The sequence below is a fragment of the Bacillus cereus group sp. TH152-1LC genome (assembly GCF_027710505.1).
GTDB lineage: Bacteria > Bacillota > Bacilli > Bacillales > Bacillaceae_G > Bacillus_A > Bacillus_A mobilis.
Genome location: NZ_JAQFNK010000026.1, coordinates 1 through 18,538, shown reverse-complemented (window position 1 = coordinate 18,538; position 18,538 = coordinate 1). Strand labels below are relative to the sequence as shown.

Genomic DNA, 18,538 nt, shown 5'->3' with positions numbered 1-18,538 from the left:
ATTTCATCCATCACAAATAGTGAACAAAAAATGATGAAAACTAGCAGAGGATTAGTCTGTCCATTTGTCGATACTTTCTTTCGAAACGATCATGTAAAAATCGTTTATTTATGTACGATTTTTACATGCAAGGGCGACGTTTATCCTCTCTAGTGAAACTAGGGAGGTTTTTTTATGACTATTTTATTCGCACGTAATATTGAAAAAAGCTTTGGTGATCGCACACTATTTACGTTACCATCACTGGAAATTCAAGCACAGGATCGCATAGGAATTGTTGGAGTCAACGGGGCTGGTAAATCTACGTTATTACAAATATTAAGTAAAGAAATAGAAGCTGACACTGGCATAGTAACTCATCATAGTTCTATCAGCATCATTCCTCAACTTAGCGAGGAACTACCGGAAACCGCTTCTTCTCTCGCAAAAGGAAAATGGAGTATTTCAAATGTTACAGATGCAATGAGCGGTGGTGAACGAATGCGGCTAAAGATTGCTCATGCTCTCGAACAAGATGCAGGCATTTTATTCGCTGATGAACCAACAAGCCACTTAGATATGCTTGGTACAGAGCAATTAGAAAAGGCACTTTTCTCTTATAAAGGGGCACTTGTTTTAATATCACATGATCGTGATTTTTTAGATAATATATGTACAAAAATCATTGAAATTGAAGACGGTACTATTCAAGAGTATAAAGGGAATTATTCAAACTATCGAAAACAAAAAGAACGTGAACAAATACAAAAACAAGCAGAATATGAGCAATATATACAAGAAAAAAATCGGTTAGAGCAATCAATTTCACAAAAAAAGCAACGTGCTTCTAGCATGACAAAAATCCCAACTCGGTTCAGTTCATCTGAATCTAAACTTTATAAGTTAAGCGGGGCTCATGGGCAAGAACAGGTTAGCAAAGCAGCAAAAGCATTAGAAACACGTCTCGAAAAACTAGAAAAGAAAGAAAAACCAAAAGATATTTCTCAGGCTCAGTTTGACGTGCAATACCATACACCCATTCATAGTAAAGTCGCAGTACAGTTCAATAAAGCAACAAAGAAAATAGGCGACCGCACACTATTTAAAAATATGAATGGAACTATTGCCCCTAGTGCAAAACTTGCTATTTTAGGAGCAAACGGAAGCGGTAAAACAACTGTGTTCAACATGCTTCTCGCAAACGAGCGTGGCATTCAGCTTTCAAAGAGTTGCAAAATTGGATATTTCGAACAAACGCTATCAATTTTACAAACAGATAAAACCATTTTGGAAAACGTTCTAGAAGAAACAAACTATACGGAAGCATTCGTTCGCACAATACTTGCCCGGCTTCTATTCCGTCGTGAAGATGTTCATAAACCTGTGCATGTCTTAAGTGGCGGCGAACGAATGAAGGTTGCGCTCGCAAAAGTATTTTTAGGAAACTATAATATGCTTCTGCTCGATGAACCGACAAACTATTTAGACTTAGCGACGCAAGAAGAATTAGAAATCATGTTACAAGAATACCCTGGCACAGTACTTTTCATTAGCCATGACCGTGCCTTTATTCGCTCTGTTGCAGACCATATCCTACAAGTAGATGAGAGTGAACCAAGAGTATTCCACGGTAATTACGAGCAATACACAAAAAGAACAACCGGGGATTCTATAAACGTTACTGAACAAGAATTATTACGATTACAAACAAAATTAACAGAAATCATTGGCCGAATTTCCATACCAAATCATCACGATGACATCACATCTCTCGAACGAGAATACGAAACATTATTAGTTCAAATCCGAAAATGTAAGGAAGCGCTCTAATGTCTTCCCTATATATCGACAAGGCCTTCCGCATTTCCCAAGAAATATTGAAACTTCGACATGATAACAAAAAAGCCGTGCACCTGCACGGCTTTTCACTTTATATACGGACAGCAGTTCCGCTCACTGCAACCATTAGCATTCCTTCGCGAACTACTTCGTAATCCACGTCGATACCAACAATTGCATTCGCATTTTTTTGTCTTGCGAAAGTTTTCATCTCTTCCATTGCAATGTCGCGTGCTTCTTTTAATTTACTTTCATAAGCGCCCGCACGACCGCCGACAACGTCACGGACAGAGGCAAAAAGGTCACGAACGATATTCGCGCCCATAATCGCTTCTCCATTGACGATATCGATATACTCAATAATTTCTTTCCCTTGAATTGTAGACGTTGTTGTTACAATCATGCTTCATAGCCTCCCATATAAGATTTTCACTTACTTATGGTGCACTAATTTAGCAGAAATTATATTTACGAACTGAACTGAGCTTCGTATAAACGGCTATATCCTCCGCCTTGCTCAATTAGTTCCTCATGCGAACCTTGTTCTGCAATACCGTCTTTATTTACAACGACGATACGATCCGCATTTTTAATCGTTGCAAGTCTATGAGCAATAACTAATGTTGTACGGCCGACAGATAGCTCAGCAAGTGACTTTTGAATTGCCAATTCTGTCTCTGTATCTAATGCAGAAGTTGCTTCATCTAATATTAAAATTGGTGGGTTTTTCAAGAACATACGTGCAATCGCTAGACGCTGCTTCTGTCCTCCTGAAAGTTTCACGCCGCGCTCACCGATAACAGTATCTAAACCGTCTGGTTGTGAGTAAATTAAATCTTCTAATTGCGCTCGTTTTACCGCCTGCCAAATTTCAGCTTCTGACGCCTTTAAATTTCCGTAAGCAATATTTTCACGAATCGTTCCTGAGAATAAGAACACATCTTGCTGTACAATTCCAATTTGCTTACGAAGTGAAGATAACGTCATATCTTTCGTATCAATACCATCAATTTGAATCGATCCAGATGATTGTTCATAAAAGCGTGGGAGTAAACTACATAACGTTGTTTTCCCAGCTCCTGATGGTCCAACGAACGCAACTGTTTCCCCTGCATGTATTTTCAAACTAATATCATTTAAAATCGGTTCTTTGTTTTCATATCCGAATGTAATGTTGCTATATTGAATATCACCATGTACATGTTTAACTTCCATCGCATCTTTAGCGTCTACAATATCTGGCTCAGTTTCAAGAAGCTCTACATATCTCTTAAAACCAGCGATCCCTTTCGGATAACTCTCGATTACTGCATTAATTTTTTCAATTGGGCGGAAGAAAATATTCGTTAACAGAACAAATCCTATAAATCCACCGTACGTTAATTCACCTTGCAACACAAACCATGTACCGCATATTAAGACGAAGAGCGTTACAAGACGCATGAGCATATAACTAATTGACGAATTTAACGCCATAATTTTATACGCCATTAATTTCGTTGTACGGAAACGAGCGTTGTTAACAGCAAATTGCTCTTTCTCAAACTTTTCATTTCCGAATGCTTGTACAACGCGGATACCGCCAACATTGTTCTCAATACATGCATTAAAATCAGCAACGTCTGAGAATAAACGTCTAAACGTACCTGTCATTTTTTTATTGAAGTAAAGTGCCAACCATAATAAGAATGGAATAACGAAGAACGTTAATAGCGCTAACTTCCAGTTGATCATCATCATAAATGAGAATGCCCCAACTAAAGTCATAACAGCGATAAATAAATCTTCTGGCCCATGGTGAGCAATTTCCCCAATCTCCATTAAGTCGTTTGTAAGACGTGAAATTAAATGACCTGTTTTATTATTGTCAAAAAATCTGAATGATAGCTTTTGAATGTGATCAAACAATTTCTGCCTCATATCCGTTTCAATGTTAACGCCAAGCATATGCCCCCAATATGTAACGACGTATTGTAAGCCTGCATTTAAAATATACACTGCAAGTAAACCGAAACAAGCCCATAAAATAAGCGTCCAGTTTTGCCCTGGCAATAACTTATCAATAAATTGATTTACGATAAGTGGGAAGCCAAGTTCTAATAACCCTGCGACAACTGCGCAAGAAAAATCGAGTATAAATAAACCTTTATACGGTTTATAGTAAGAAAAAAATTTACGTAGCATATCTTCCCTCCATTTTCCAAAATTAAAAAGACTCCCTAAATGATAACCATTATCAAATAATTATTCAAGTGATTCGACTATGAAACTAAAATAAGGTTTGCGAGAGTTGTCGTTTTTTGCCGGGAAGTCGATATATTTGGATAGTCGCTGATATAAATTTCATTTACTATTAATCCCGTTCAAACCAAAAAGGGTATCACCACAAGGTGATACCCTTTTCTTCTATTACATCGCTTCCGAATCCCACTCATGCTCCTGCTGAACAAACACAACACCTAATTCGTGATGTCCTCCGGCGTATAATGCCGTTTGAGCAAGGCGAAGCTCTCCATTAGTATCTAATACTTCTAACTTGCAAAATGCTCCTGTCGTCTTCGTTTGAAGCGCATCATAAAATTCCTCAGCACTTCTTGGAATGACTCCATTTACTTTCGTAATCACTTCTCCAGGCAGTAAATTCAGCTCTGCCCCAATTGTATTCGGGATTGTATCTAATACAACAAGTCCATCATTACGTGCAGCGAAATACGCCGGTCTTGTCTCATCCGCAATTTTTTCTTGCATGGAAATTGTGAAACGTCCAAGCATTGCGACTCCCATCGCGATAATGGCAAGTACGTGCCACCAATAACTTGCGATTCCTAAAACAAGCACAAGTCCTGCTAATCCGTACACACGTCTTCCTGTAAATAATAAAGCTTCCGTTGGCTCATAGCTTCTAATCCTTCTCATAAATCCAATTAAAAATGGAACGAGGAATAGAGAATATGTATCTGAACCTATTGAAACGACAGGCCACCATGAAATAAATTGTGTTACCGCGTCACCTGGTACAAGAATAAAAATTGGAACGATCCATAAACGCTTTGATTCGTGTAAACCAATCTTTAACCCACGCTTACCCTTCCTAATCTTCGGTGTCGAATATCCTACTGCATTTTTAGAAATCAACAAGCCCTCTACAACGAGCATGACGCCTAGTAAAATAGTAAGGGATACGATTGTACTCTCTTCCCCCTCTCCAAGCTGTAAGAAGGAAACTGGTAGCTTAGAAGATAATAGAACACATACAATCGCGATACTAAGCGTATAAGCTGCTGATAAATATCGATACATAGCAGTTAATCCAAATAATAACGTCCAAAGTAAGATGACCCATAAGCTCGCTTTAGAAACGACAAGGCCAAGTCCAATTGTAATAATAGATACGATTAATCCGTATCCAACTCCCGCAAATAGAGATGTTCGCAGTTCAAACCAAATATCATAAACTTTAAAGGAGAAATCCTTTCGTTCTCGTAACATACGTAAGTATCCAACGAAGATACTACTTATTAAAAATACATAGACAGCAGGGTGTAAGAAAAAACGTCCAACTGCCCGCATTATTTCAAAAATCCATGCCTCCACGAACCCATTCACCACCATTTATATCATTCTTTCTTTTTATATTATCATAACTGGACAAACGTTTGTTTAACACAAAAAAATACAGGCAGCAAACTGCCTGTATTTTTTATTTCGCTATTAATTTTAATGCGGACTGTAATTGTAAATCATTTTCTCCAGAACGGATTTTTTCAATAATTTTCGTTTGAATCGCCTCAGCTGTCTTTTTATCCAGCTGCCCTGTCGCTTCCATCTCATTCGCATTTTGGAATGCTTTCAGCGCTGATTCTGTCTCTTTACTAAAGTATCCATCTTCACGCCCCGGTACATATCCTAGGCTCTTAAGCATTTCTTGTGCGTGCTTTACTTGCACATCATTTGAATTGTATGAAAGTGTTTTTTCAATTTGAATTGGTGTCGCATGATAATAATCTGGTTGCTTCACTTCTACTGTAGGCGCGATTCCTTTTTTATGAATCCAGTTTCCATCCGGTGTTAACCATTTAAACATCGTTAATTTAATGTTGCTGCCATCTTTAAATGGAACGGCTTGCTGCACGGTACCTTTACCAAACGTTTTTTCACCAATTAAATCGTATCCTTCTCCCTCTTTTAGCGCACCCGCTAAAATCTCTGAAGCAGAAGCACTTCCGTTATCAATTAATACTGAAATTGGATATGGCTTTTTCTCCTTCAGTTCCGTAGAGAATTTCTTTTTCTCACCATTTCGTTGCTCTACTTGTAGCATCGGCTTTTTATCCGTCATTATTTCCCCTAGTATCTCTTCTACACTATTTAAGTAGCCACCAGGATTACCACGCACGTCAATAACTAAGCCTTTGATATTTTTCTTCTCTAACTCTTTTAACTGATCCTTAAATTCTTTCGCCGTATTTTCAGCAAAAGAAGTGATTTGCATATAACCGATATCTTTTCCACTCTCTTGTTTCACAGAACTAAACACTGTGAAGATTGGAATTTTTTCACGTTTAATTTTAAATACAATCGGATCAGCTACTCCTGCACGCTTAATTTCAATTGCGACATTCGTTCCTTTTTTACCACGAATCTTTAATACCGCTTCTTCACGTGATAAATCTTTCACACTATTTCCATCTACAGATAAAATTTGGTCATTCGGTTTAATTCCAATCTTTTCTGCTGGTGAGCCTTTAATTGGAGATACGATAATAAGCTTACCGTCTGTTTTGTTCACCTCAGCCCCAATCCCCTCTAACTCAGGATCAAGTGATTCACTAAACTGTTTAGCCGTTTCTTTATCCATATACGTGGAATAAGGGTCCTTCAGCGTAGACAACATGCCTTGTATTGCACCTTCGACTAACTTGTCATCCTTCACGTCTTCCACATAACGTGAATCAATTAGTGCATACGCCTCATTAATTTTTGCCAAATTCCCTTGCGCGGTGCTAGCGTTTCCACTCGAAATTGTTTGCGTTACTTCTGCTGGGTTAACCCCAAATAAAGACATACCTGCAAACATTCCGCCAGCACCAATTAAAAATGCAACAACCATTCCAATAATTGCAACTCTACGTTTCAATGCGGAATTCCCCTTTCCAAAACACACAGGTGGTGTAGCAAAAGGCATCACACAGCGTGTGATGCCTTTACCTATTTCTACTATATGATAAGCTTGTACGAATTATGTTTGCAACTTTTTATACTTTTAAGAAGCGACGAATTGACATTACACTTCCCCACATACCGATTAAAGCCCCGATTAACACTAATAAACCTGCTAATTGGAATACGAAAGGACTGTATGGTAGAAGTTCGAAAATTGTTCCGCCAAGTTTTTCATTAAACACACTTTGTAGTGAATTATACGTAACTAGAATTAGGCCAATTGGAATAATTGATCCTAATACTCCTAGGAATAATCCCTCTAATAAGAACGGCCAACGAATAAACCAGTTTGTTGCACCTACCAGCTTCATAATTTCGATTTCTGTACTACGAGCATAAATTGTAATTTTAATTGTATTAGAGATTAAGAACATCGCTGTGAATAAAAGACCTGCAATTAACGCAATCCCAATATTACGTCCTGTTTTTACAGTATCAAATAATTTTTCAACTTGCCCTTTACCATATTGAACATTACTTACAAACTGCATTTTCTCAATCTTTTTCGCGATTGTCGCTGTATCTGTTGGCTCTTTTGCTTTTACAATGAATACGTTTTTAAGTGGGTTATCTTGTTCAAATAACTCAAACGTTTTTCCGCTATCACCTAAGCTTTTAATTAAGCGTTTTAGCTCTTCTTCTTTAGAAGAATATTTAATAGAGTCTACTTTTGCAACCTTACTCATATCATCTTCTAATTTCTTTTGATCAGCTTCTTTTGCTGCTGGATCAATGTGTACACGAATCTCTACATCTTGCTCTACTTTCGTCGCAAAATGGTTCATATTCATAATCGCTGTTAAAAAGACACCTACAAGTAATAATGTAACTGTTACTGCACTAACAGAAGCAAACGTCATCCATCCGTTACGTGATAGATTCTTTACACCTTCTCGCAAATGTCGACTAAGGGTCTTAGCCTTCATATCCGTATCCTCCCTCAATCTCATCTCGAACAATTTTTCCGCCTTCAATCGCGATTACACGATGACGGATTGTATTTACGATATCTGCGTTATGTGTCGCCATAACGATCGTTGTACCGCGTTCATTGATGCGTGTGAAAATCTTCATAATATCAAGAGCTGTTTCAATATCTAAGTTACCTGTTGGCTCATCGGCAATTACAACCTTTGGTCTATTAACAATTGCTCTCGCAATCGCAACACGTTGTTGCTCTCCGCCTGAAAGTTCACTTGGAAGTGCGTCTGCACGATCTTCAAGACCTACAAGACCTAAAACTTCTGTTACACGCTCGCGAATAGCTTCTTTTTCTTCTTCAATTACCTCTAGGGCAAACGCAACATTCTCATATACCGTTAACTTAGGTAACAATTTAAAATCTTGGAAAATTACGCCTAATTGTCGACGGAAATATGGAACATCTCTTTCTGCTAATGTTTCAATAACAAGTCCATTTACATTAATCGATCCTGTAGACGGCTTCTCTTCACGATACATCATTTTAATAAATGTAGATTTCCCGGCTCCACTCGGTCCAACTACGTATACAAACTCACCTTGTTTAATGTTAACTGTGAGACCAGCAATGGCTTTCATACCATTCGGGTACTCCTTATAAACATTCGTCATTTTTATCATTATTTATCACCCAATACTTAATGATTTTTTTAGAAATACTTTTCTGTACATTTGAAAATAAAAAACTTTATTCTCACTTAACCACTCTTGTTGAAGGTAGCTCCCATTCATGCTTTTTATTAGCAGCGCTACTCTATGTAATATATTTCAGCAAAATTCTACAAACCCCATTGTAACATCAAACGGTTTCCAGTTCGGATACAATTTTGTTACAGTTATGTTACACTCCAAAAAAAGGAAACGAGCTGTCATAATTCTTATCCAAAATCATTTTGGGATAAGATTATGCAATCAACTCGTCCAGTTTACCCTTTTTATTTATGTTCAGCTAACCACTCAGCTACTTTTTTCGCATCCTCACCTTGAATAATTCCTGGCGACATGGAACCTCGACCTTTTTCAATAATCTTTTCAATCTCTGCCGCATCATATTTCTGTCCCACTTTTCGTAAATCTGGTCCAGTTGCTCCCGATAAATCTTTCGCATGACAGCCTATACAACTTTTTTGGTAAATTTGCTCTGCGCTATCCGTGCTTGCAGATTGTTTCGAAGGCTTACTCTCTTCTTTATTTCCACATGCTCCTAAAGCAAAAACAACTGATATTCCTAGCGCAATAGCCAACAATTTCTTTTTCACTTCTATCGCTCCCCATTGTTGATATTCTTTTCATTCCTAATACACTCATTTTCATTATAAGCATTATCTTTATATAGAAAAACTAAGGTATATTTCATATTCTTCAAAAATACAGTAAGAACCCTGATAATATAAAGCTTTCATAAGTTGTTTCAATTCTGTGAACAACGTAAAAACTTCTATAAAGAATTCTTTTTGAACAGAAAATCAGAAAAGTTCTGTTAAAGTCTTACTCTATTGCCACTCTGTTTTACTATTCTCTTCTTTTTACAAAACAATATACAACATTATATGCTACATATAATCCCATCAAAAAGAGAAGTTGTCGTTTCCAACTTCTCTTCCTCTTTACTTCATTTATAGAAATAAAATCAAATTCTTTATATCCTCGATTACCCTCAGCATACGCCGACAACTCTGTTGGCTTTTTTTCGTTTACCCCGCATTAACGGGCAGTAAGATCCCCAACTCAAAATTCAGCGAAAGCAAAGAAGTTAGGTGCGGAATCAACTGCCCGTAAAAGCCCGATTGGTGAGGGCTGATAATCAGTGGGGATGCCCCCCACTGATTAAAGTTTCACTTTATTAGATGCGAGAACGTAAGTAAGCATCAATAAATGGATCAATTTCTCCATCCATAACTGCTTGCACGTTACCAACCTCTGTATTCGTACGGTGGTCTTTTACAAGAGAATACGGGTGGAATACGTAAGAACGAATTTGGCTACCCCATCCGATTTCTTTTTGTTCACCGCGAATTTCATCTAATTCTGCTTGTTGCTCTTCTAATTTCTTTTGGTATAATTTCGCTTTTAACATTTTCATCGCGTGCTCACGGTTTTTAATCTGTGAACGCTCTGACTGACATGTTACAACTGTGTTTGTAGGTGTATGTGTAATACGAACTGCTGAGTCTGTCGTATTAATATGCTGTCCACCTGCACCACTTGCACGGTACGTATCAATTTTTAAGTCCTCTGAACGTATTTCGATTTCAACTTCATCATTGAACTCAGGTACAACTTCACAAGATACGAACGATGTATGACGACGGCCTGAAGAATCGAATGGTGAAATACGCACAAGACGATGTACACCTTTCTCTGCTTTCAAGTAACCGTAAGCGTTATGACCTTTAATTAATAAAGTAACACTCTTAATACCAGCTTCATCACCTGGTAAGTAGTCAACCGTTTCTACTTTAAATCCACGTTTTTCAGCCCAACGTGTGTACATACGTAGTAGCATAGAACCCCAGTCTTGTGACTCTGTTCCACCAGCACCTGGGTGTAATTCTAAAATAGCGTTATTTTTATCATAAGGATCGCTTAGTAGTAACTGAAGCTCATACTCATTCATTTCTTGAATTAAGCCTTTCACTTCTGATTCAAGCTCCTCATGTAAATCTTCATCATACTCTTCTTTTAAAAGCTCATGCGTGATTTCTAAATTTTCGAATGTCTCATCTAACTGACGAAACTTTCCAACCATCTCTTTCAGTGCATTAGCTTCGTTAATTACAGCTTGTGCGCCTTGTTGGTCATCCCAAAATCCAGCACCCATCATTGTCTCTTCTAATTCTGCAATTTGTTTTTCCTTAGTAGGAAGGTCAAAGAGACCCCCTAAAAGCCGCTAATCTCTTAGCCATTTTCTCTAATTCTTGTCTAATTTCTACTAATTCCATTTCCTTCACCTCTATGTAATTGCTGTTACTTTCGTATGAAAACAAGGGAAACTCTCTCCACTTATGACGGAGAGAGTTTAATCTTTCTTAATGATACATTTTTGATGTAAAAGTTTGCAAAGTAATCTGGACTATCACCCTGTATTACTTCCCGATACCACAGCAGTTTTTATATTTTTTACCGCTACCACATTTACATACATCGTTGCGGCCTACTTGGTCACCTTTTACAACTGGTTTTTTCTTCGCCTCTTCCCCATCACTAGATGGATGAACAGCTTCACCTTGAACAACTTCTTGACGCTCTAAGTTTTGTTCAATTTCAGCCTTCATAATGTAACGAGAAATTTCCTCTTCAATAGAAGCAATCATCGATTCGAACATTGCGAATCCTTCCATTTGATACTCACGAAGTGGATCAATTTGACCGTAAGCACGTAAATGAATACCTTCACGAAGGTGATCCATCGCATCAATATGCTCTGTCCACTTCGTATCTACTACACGGAATACAACAACTTTTTCGAACTCACGCATTTGCTCTTCTGGCAGAAGCTTTTCTTTGTCGTTGTAACGCTCTATTAATTTCGCGATAATTGGCTCGCTCATTTCCTCTGGAGCAAGACGACGTAACTCTTCTTCTTTTATATCTCCTTCTTGCAGAAGGTTTGTATTTAAGTAGTCAACAAGACCTTTAATGTTCCAATCTTCTTCAATTTCCTCTTGAGTATGAAGCGCAACAGCACGTTCTACTGTAGATTTCATCATACCTTCAATAATACTGCGTAAGTTCTCAGAATCCATTACTTCTTGACGCTGTTTGTAAATAACTTCACGTTGCTGACGAAGTACATCATCATACTGCAGTAACTGCTTACGTGCATCATAGTTATTTCCTTCTACACGTTTTTGTGCAGATTCTACCGCACGAGAAACCATTTTACTTTCAATCGGCTGTGAATCATCCATACCAAGACGATCCATCATCGCTTTCATATTGTCAGAACCGAAGCGGCGCATTAGTTCATCTTCCATAGACAAGTAGAACTGCGTTACACCAGGGTCCCCTTGACGACCAGCACGACCACGTAACTGATTATCAATACGACGGCTTTCGTGACGCTCTGTACCGATAACTGCTAGACCAACATTTTTAATATCGTCTCCAAGCTTAATATCCGTACCACGACCAGCCATATTCGTCGCAATGGTTACAGCACCTTTCATACCAGCTTCTGCAATGATATCTGCTTCACGCGCATGGTTTTTCGCGTTTAAGATGTTATGACGTACACCTTTACGTGTTAACATTTTTGAAATAAGCTCTGACGTTTCAATTGCAACTGTACCGACAAGAACAGGTTGTCCTTGTTTATGACGATTTACAATATCCTCAACAACAGCATTAAATTTACCTTCCATTGATTTGAAGATTAAATCAGCACGGTCATCACGAATAATATCTTTGTTCGTTGGAATTACGATAACATTCATATTGTAAATGTTGCGGAATTCCTCTTCCTCTGTTTTCGCTGTACCAGTCATACCAGATAACTTTTCGTACATACGGAAGTAGTTCTGGAACGTAATTGTCGCAAGCGTCATACTTTCATTTTGAATTTCTACGCCTTCTTTTGCTTCAATAGCTTGGTGCAAACCTTCGCTATAGCGACGACCTTTCATAAGACGACCAGTGAATTGATCTACAATTACGATTTCGCCTTCTTGTACAACATAATCTGTATCAAGGTGCATAACAACGTGCGCACGAAGTGCCTGATTAATATGATGAAGAAGTGCTACATGTTTTAAATCGAATAAGTTTTCAATATGGAAAGCTTTCTCCGCTTTCGTAATACCATCTTCTGTTAACATTACATTTTTCGTCTTCACATCAAATGAATATTCTTTTTCATTTTCTAATGTACGAACGAATGCATTTGCAAACATATATAGCTCTGTTGATTTTTGCGCTTGTCCTGAAATAATAAGTGGCGTACGTGCTTCATCAACTAAGATAGAATCGACTTCATCGATAATAGCAAAATGAAGTGGACGCTGAACGCACTGTTCTCTATATAAAACCATGTTGTCACGTAAGTAATCGAATCCAAGCTCATTATTTGTGCTATACGTAATATCAGCAGCATAAGCCTCTTGTTTTTCTTCGCGTGACATACTGTTTAAGTTAATTCCTACTGTTAAGCCAAGGAACTCATGAAGTTGTCCCATTTCGCTCGCATCACGTTGTGCTAAGTATTCATTGACTGTAACAACGTGAACACCTTTTCCTGTTAAAGCATTTAAATATACAGGTAATGTAGATGTTAACGTTTTACCTTCACCCGTTTTCATCTCAGAGATATTCCCTTCATGTAAGGCAATACCACCCATTAACTGTACGCCATACGGACGCATTCCAAGAACACGAGTCGCAGCTTCACGAACAACCGCAAAAGCTTCAGGTAGTAAATCATCTACTGTCTCACCTTTTGTTAGACGTTCTTTAAATTCAAGCGTCTTCCCTTTTAATTGTTCATCAGTTAATGGCTTAATAGATGACTCTAATGCATCAATTTGCTCAACTGTCTTCTGCATACGTTTAATTTGACGTTGATTTACATCAAACACCTTTTTTAAAATACCGATCATAGGAAATACGCTCCTCTTTTTATTAAAATAAAACTCCCGATTGTTTTTTCTTTTTCTCTATTACAATCAGTCGTTATAAAAATCAAATGTATGTTATGCCAATTTTTCTCCTAATTAAAAAAACTAAAATGTATATACCTAATGATAATTGTAACACTTGTCTTATAACTATGACAACAATCGGCCGAATGTCTCGTTCTAAATTAAGAAAACTTTTTTAAAAAATCTATTTCCAGCAAAAAAAGCGCAGCCATTTCGGCTGCGCTTTTGAATTATTATTTAGTTTCGATTACACCATATTTCCCATCTTTACGGCCGTATACAACATTAGTTTCATTTGTATCAGCATTTGTGAAGACGAAGAAATTATGTCCTAGCATATCCATTTGTAGGATCGCTTCTTCAACGTCCATCGGTTTTAAATCGAATCGTTTTGTACGTACAAGTTCTAGTTCATCCTCTTCTACCTCATCCAAAACAGCTACTGCTTCTGGAAGGATAAAGTTCGTTTTCACAGAACCTTTCTCACGTAACTTACGATTTACCTTTGTTTTATGTTTACGAATTTGTCGCTCAAGTTTATCAACTACTAAATCGATAGCAGCGTACATATCGCTATTAGTTTCTTCTGCACGAAGTAATAAATCAGTAAATGGAATTGTTACCTCGACACGTTGCTTGTCAGAGTATACCTTTAAATTAACTTTAACCTCTGGGAATGTATCAAAATAACGCTCTAACTTACTTAGTTTTTTCTCTACATATTCCTTTAATGCTGGAGTTACTTCAATATTTTCACCACGAATGTTGAATTTCATAGATGAATTCCTCCTTTCAAGCCTATGTACTATAATTTCGACACTGGCTTAAAAACTCCTTCTAACTTTTTAAAAAAATTAGTGGAATTGCGATTTTTTTATCGTTTTTTGTTGAAATGAAAAGATGCATCGTTTCTATCTTTATTTTATCCTATTAACATCGTGAATAACGAATATAACTGTGGACAATTCGTTACAGAAAAGAAACAACTTTTTGACAACTTGATTTATAACAAAAACCCCTTGCAAAAACAAGGGGTTCTACCACATATATATAACGTTGCCACAAACGCAGCTTTCTCTTCCCAAAAACAAAACCCTACAGTTTTACAACATTAGCTGCTTGTGGTCCACGTGCTCCATCCACAATATCAAACTCAACTTGTTGCCCTTCTTCTAATGACTTATATCCATCTTGTTGAATAGCAGAAAAATGAACAAACACATCATCACCATCTTCACGCTCAATAAACCCAAATCCCTTTTCTGCATTGAACCATTTCACTCTTCCTTGCATGTTCATTCCATTCCCTTCACTCTAAAAATCAGGGCATTTGCCCCATACTTTGACTATAACGAATGACAACTTACGAAGTCAAAGGAGACTTATCGTCTTTTTATTATCCCTTTCGACAGTTACAGATCAACTTCTACATAGCGTCAAACTAGAAACTTCGCTTGCTCCTCTATCGTATAAAAGATTTCCAATTTGTCTAACTGTAATTCCTGTCGTATATACATCATCAACGAGTAAGATATGTTGACCATGAAACATATCTTCTCCCTGAAAATAAAAAGGATTACTTCCCGAAAGCCTTTCTTTACGTTTCTTCTTACTTTGCTTTTCTGTTTCTCTTCTTCTTAATGATGGATAAGAGATTTTGGCAGGTAAACAAGCTGCTAATAACTCTGCCTGATTAAAACCACGTTCATATTCTCGTTCCCTACTAAGCGGAACAGCAATAACACTTGAAACACTCGTAAAATGCTTTTGAAATAGCTCCCGAAAAGATCTATGAAAAATATGAACTAACTCCGCATCCCCCCGAAACTTAAACTGTGCAACTATTTCTTTCATCTCATCATCGTACACGTGCAAAGAACGATTTTTAAAAGGACGATACTTCTCCTCATTTATCCACCTTACGCAATCCATACAAATATCATTTTCTTTATATTCGGAAGGCAAGTCCTCTAAAGGTCGCCCACACTCCATGCAAATCTCTCCTATAATATAGGAAAGTTTCCGTTCACACCTATCACATATATATTTTTTATGAGGCTTTACAAAGAAGGTGTACCAACTAACTGTTTCCAAAATATACTCATCGCAAAGTAGACAGTGCATTAATCGAATAATCCTTGTTCTTTTGCCCTTTTGTTCATACTTTGAATATGTTTTTTCGCGCGTACCATCGCCTCTGTTTTACCACAATGAAAATAAACGACCTCGCCATAAGGTTCTTCAAAACTACGACCTGCTCGGCCGGCAATTTGTACGAGTGCACTTTCTGAAAAGATCTCTTCTTCTGCCCCTAGCACCGCTACTTGTAAGTTCTTCACAGTTACTCCTCTCTCTAAAATCGTCGTTGTAACTAATAATGGAATTTCTCCCTTTCTGAAAGCTGCTACCTTTTCCTTTCTCATCGGATCTTCTGTATGTACACCTTCAATTCTATTATCCAACGATTTCAATAACAGGCTCATTTCTTCTATATATCGCACATGGGGAACAAATAAAAAAATGGGATAGTTTTTGCTTACGTACATTTTTAACCATTGTAGTAACACTCGAGGAACTCCTTTATGATGGAGACTTTTCTTCCAACTTCCGCACCAGCAAAATAGAGGAACTGGCAACGGATGCCGGTGATACCGTCCAGAGACAATGACACCTTTTTGTTTGCCCCTTCTGAAATTATGCTTCCACTTTTCATCTGGAGTTGCAGTTAAATAAATACGCGCCGCTTTCTCTTTCATCGCTTGTTGTACTGCATACTGTAACATTTCATCCGCATGATACGGGAAGGCATCAATCTCATCTACAATCATGACATGAAACGCTCTATAGTAACGTAACAGTTGATGCGTCGTTGCAACGACTAACGCTGCATCTTTTTCACGATCTACACTCCCTCCGTATAAAGCAGCTACATTTATACTAGGAAACGCTTCTTGTAATCTCGGTGCTAATTCCAGTACAACGTCTGTTCTTGGCGTTGCGATACAAACTCTTTCTCCTTTTTGAAGTGCCTCTGCAATACCGTAAAATAACATTTCTGTTTTTCCAGCCCCGCAAGTAGCTAGTCTTGAATACCGAAAATATTCGAGACAAAACAAAAGAGCACAGCCTGTATATAAAGTGCTACCAACACTCTATATACCGTCCACCTGATTACGCCAGGTAAACACTTGCTATACTCTCATGAATTATTTTACATCATGCAGGGTTTATTCAGCAACGTTTACCAAATTGGTGACGTTGCTTTTTTGTTTCCACAAAGGAGACATATAATATGGAAAGAAAACGTATCGATGTTATCGCAACTAAAGAATCCTTCCACAACTTATCATCATTCAAAGATGTGGAAGAACTAAACAAAACTATACGTACATACAGAGATAATATCCGTATGTCTATTAAGCGTACGGATGTACAATCTAAACTCATCACATTACTTGAAATTTTAAAGCGCCACAGCTGCAAATATGTAGGTGTTAGTTTCCTATGCAAAAATTCAATTGCTGACATGATGGAAGTTTCATATAAAACTGTACAACGTTTAATGAAGAAGCTTGTGGATCTAGAGATGATTAAACAGGTGGCAATGAAGCGTAAAAGGGACATGCTTCAAACTTCTAATGCTATTATCATTCAACCAATTGTGGAAGAAGTGTCCAACAAGGTAGATGCAAAAAGTCCTACAAAGTGTCCTACCATTAAAACAAAACCTGTTTCCTTAAAACAAAATATAAAAGATATAAACAAACGTAATAGTAATGAGAATAGCATTACTCCAGAAGAGAATATGGAACAAGCTGATTTTGTTGCTCATTGGGTACCAGAACGTTTTATTTCTTTAGTTCGCTCTTTTTACCATGAATCTAAAACCATCCAAGAACTATGGAAGGTCGTAAGACAGTGCAATAAAGTAACAAACTTCTCTACAGGTGATAAAGCATTTACTAAAGACCAGGAACTTACTATTGGCTTACAAGCTATCAAAGAGTTTGTTATGAAAATTAAGTCTGGAACGAAAATGAAAAAGAGTAAATTCGCTTATTTCAACGGGATTGTAAGTAAATTAATGGATAAGTTTTACTTTGATAAAGAATTTATTGAATCCTACAAAGAATCACTTAACGACTATTAATAAAAAAGAAACCGCCCTTTTTTAAGATAGGTCGATTCACTATCGTATAACAAAAAAGACGGACCTTTTATCAAATTTGAATATTTATTAATTTTCCCTCTTATCTACTCCTATAAAAAACACCTTAAGCAATTCTCATAACAAGCAAGAAAGCATTCATTTCATTACAATTTACACCTGATATAGTTTGATTACTTCCTGAAGTATTTAGCACTGAAATCATATCTCCTGGCTTAAGCGATAAAAGGTATTCACCACCTATAGGAACATTTGTACCCGCTACAGCTGTAGTATAAAATGAGCCACGAGGAATACGAGTATTATTAATAGCTACAGCCCATTGTAGCAATAAAGTCCTAGAACTATATGCTGTAGTAACTTGAAAAGCCACCCTATATATCCCAGCTGTCTTAACTGTTATATGATTTGTAGCGTAGGTTGTATCCGCTGAACCTATCTTATCTATGAAAGGAATCGCAGTGTTATTCGGAACTTGAACTGATCCACTATTTAAAACAACATACCGATAAGAATTAGAAATTTGAGGACCCGCATTTCCTGTTGGGCCTGTATTTCCTGTTGGACCCGCACTTCCTGTTGGACCCGCACTTCCTGTTGGACCCGCACTTCCTGTCGGACCCGCACTTCCTGTTGGACCCGCACTTCCTGTTGGACCCGCACTTCCTGTTGGACCCGCACTTCCTGTTGGACCCGCACTTCCTGTTGGACC

General features: G+C 37.6%; 14 protein-coding genes and 2 pseudogenes. 2 read left to right on the top strand and 14 right to left on the bottom strand.

What is annotated here, in order from left to right:
• Positions 1–174 precede the first annotated feature (174 nt).
• The gene (gene abc-f / locus PDL00_RS30200) at positions 175–1,809 is read left to right on the top strand and encodes a ribosomal protection-like ABC-F family protein (protein ID WP_270733298.1); all 1,635 of its coding nucleotides are present in this window, start codon (positions 175–177) and stop codon (positions 1,807–1,809) included.
• A gap of 100 nt (positions 1,810–1,909) precedes the next feature.
• On the opposite strand, the gene PDL00_RS30195 is transcribed toward abc-f, so the two are convergent.
• The 13 genes and pseudogenes from PDL00_RS30195 to comFA form a co-directional block, all read right to left on the bottom strand.
• Positions 1,910–2,221 carry a heavy metal-binding domain-containing protein gene (locus PDL00_RS30195; RefSeq protein ID WP_000637523.1) on the bottom strand — a complete coding sequence of 104 codons (312 nt, stop codon included), beginning with the start codon at positions 2,219–2,221 and terminating at the stop codon, positions 1,910–1,912.
• Positions 2,222–2,286: 65 nt separating this feature from the next.
• Positions 2,287–4,002, bottom strand: coding sequence for an ABC transporter ATP-binding protein (locus PDL00_RS30190; RefSeq protein WP_098088763.1), 1,716 nt, complete (start codon positions 4,000–4,002; stop codon positions 2,287–2,289).
• Positions 4,003–4,227: 225 nt separating this feature from the next.
• A complete protein-coding gene (locus PDL00_RS30185; RefSeq protein WP_270733295.1) occupies positions 4,228–5,430 on the bottom strand; it encodes a PDZ domain-containing protein in 1,203 nt (400 codons plus the stop codon).
• Between the two features lie 88 nt (positions 5,431–5,518).
• Positions 5,519–6,955 (bottom strand): S41 family peptidase, encoded by a 1,437-nt coding sequence (locus PDL00_RS30180; RefSeq protein WP_442868353.1) that lies wholly within the window; start codon positions 6,953–6,955, stop codon positions 5,519–5,521.
• Between the two features lie 118 nt (positions 6,956–7,073).
• Positions 7,074–7,967, bottom strand: coding sequence for a permease-like cell division protein FtsX (gene ftsX, locus PDL00_RS30175; protein ID WP_000645023.1), 894 nt, complete (start codon positions 7,965–7,967; stop codon positions 7,074–7,076).
• Positions 7,957–8,643, bottom strand: a complete 687-nt coding sequence (gene ftsE / locus PDL00_RS30170; RefSeq protein WP_071724655.1) for a cell division ATP-binding protein FtsE — start codon at positions 8,641–8,643, stop codon at positions 7,957–7,959. The genes ftsX and ftsE overlap by 11 nt, the downstream gene beginning before the upstream one ends.
• A 314-nt stretch (positions 8,644–8,957) precedes the next feature.
• On the bottom strand, positions 8,958–9,281 hold the full coding sequence (gene cccB, locus PDL00_RS30165; protein ID WP_270733293.1) for a cytochrome c551: 324 nt from the start codon (positions 9,279–9,281) through the stop codon (positions 8,958–8,960).
• A gap of 584 nt (positions 9,282–9,865) precedes the next feature.
• A protein-coding gene (prfB, locus tag PDL00_RS30160) for a peptide chain release factor 2 (RefSeq protein WP_139242446.1) occupies positions 9,866–10,964 on the bottom strand; the annotation gives its coding sequence in 2 pieces (ribosomal slippage) (positions 9,866–10,891 and positions 10,893–10,964; 1,098 coding nt in all).
• Between the two features lie 144 nt (positions 10,965–11,108).
• The gene (gene secA, locus PDL00_RS30155; RefSeq protein ID WP_242257113.1) at positions 11,109–13,616 is read right to left on the bottom strand and encodes a preprotein translocase subunit SecA; all 2,508 of its coding nucleotides are present in this window, start codon (positions 13,614–13,616) and stop codon (positions 11,109–11,111) included.
• Between the two features lie 275 nt (positions 13,617–13,891).
• A complete protein-coding gene (hpf, locus tag PDL00_RS30150) occupies positions 13,892–14,434 on the bottom strand; it encodes a ribosome hibernation-promoting factor, HPF/YfiA family (protein ID WP_242257114.1) in 543 nt (180 codons plus the stop codon).
• 319 nt (positions 14,435–14,753) lie between these two features.
• On the bottom strand, positions 14,754–14,951 hold the full coding sequence (cspC, locus tag PDL00_RS30145; protein WP_001990088.1) for a cold shock protein CspC: 198 nt from the start codon (positions 14,949–14,951) through the stop codon (positions 14,754–14,756).
• A gap of 126 nt (positions 14,952–15,077) precedes the next feature.
• Positions 15,078–15,782, bottom strand: coding sequence for a ComF family protein (locus PDL00_RS30140; RefSeq protein WP_242257115.1), 705 nt, complete (start codon positions 15,780–15,782; stop codon positions 15,078–15,080).
• Positions 15,782–16,738 (bottom strand): annotated as a pseudogene (gene comFA / locus PDL00_RS30135) (ATP-dependent helicase ComFA); the annotation flags it as partial. The gene PDL00_RS30140 and the pseudogene comFA, both read right to left, overlap by 1 nt.
• A gap of 212 nt (positions 16,739–16,950) precedes the next feature.
• Between comFA and PDL00_RS30130 the strand changes: the two are divergent.
• Positions 16,951–17,808, top strand: a complete 858-nt coding sequence (locus PDL00_RS30130; RefSeq protein ID WP_270733290.1) for a helix-turn-helix domain-containing protein — start codon at positions 16,951–16,953, stop codon at positions 17,806–17,808.
• Positions 17,809–17,932: 124 nt separating this feature from the next.
• On the opposite strand, the pseudogene PDL00_RS30125 reads toward PDL00_RS30130, so the two are convergent.
• A pseudogene (locus tag PDL00_RS30125) lies at positions 17,933–18,538 on the bottom strand (collagen-like protein); the annotation flags it as partial.

What these genes read in the sequence shown, in the direction of transcription:
- ftsE (WP_071724655.1), bottom strand. Translation starts at nt 8,643, where the DNA reads ATGATAAAAATGACGAATGTTTATAAGGAGTACCCGAATGGTATGAAA.
- PDL00_RS30195 (WP_000637523.1), bottom strand. Translation starts at nt 2,221, where the DNA reads ATGATTGTAACAACAACGTCTACAATTCAAGGGAAAGAAATTATTGAG.
- PDL00_RS30130 (WP_270733290.1), top strand. Translation starts at nt 16,951, where the DNA reads ATGGAAAGAAAACGTATCGATGTTATCGCAACTAAAGAATCCTTCCAC.
- cspC (WP_001990088.1), bottom strand. Translation starts at nt 14,951, where the DNA reads ATGCAAGGAAGAGTGAAATGGTTCAATGCAGAAAAGGGATTTGGGTTT.
- PDL00_RS30185 (WP_270733295.1), bottom strand. Translation starts at nt 5,430, where the DNA reads ATGGTGGTGAATGGGTTCGTGGAGGCATGGATTTTTGAAATAATGCGG.
- secA (WP_242257113.1), bottom strand. Translation starts at nt 13,616, where the DNA reads ATGATCGGTATTTTAAAAAAGGTGTTTGATGTAAATCAACGTCAAATT.
- abc-f (WP_270733298.1), top strand. Translation starts at nt 175, where the DNA reads ATGACTATTTTATTCGCACGTAATATTGAAAAAAGCTTTGGTGATCGC.
- PDL00_RS30190 (WP_098088763.1), bottom strand. Translation starts at nt 4,002, where the DNA reads ATGCTACGTAAATTTTTTTCTTACTATAAACCGTATAAAGGTTTATTT.
- ftsX (WP_000645023.1), bottom strand. Translation starts at nt 7,967, where the DNA reads ATGAAGGCTAAGACCCTTAGTCGACATTTGCGAGAAGGTGTAAAGAAT.
- PDL00_RS30140 (WP_242257115.1), bottom strand. Translation starts at nt 15,782, where the DNA reads ATGCACTGTCTACTTTGCGATGAGTATATTTTGGAAACAGTTAGTTGG.
- hpf (WP_242257114.1), bottom strand. Translation starts at nt 14,434, where the DNA reads ATGAAATTCAACATTCGTGGTGAAAATATTGAAGTAACTCCAGCATTA.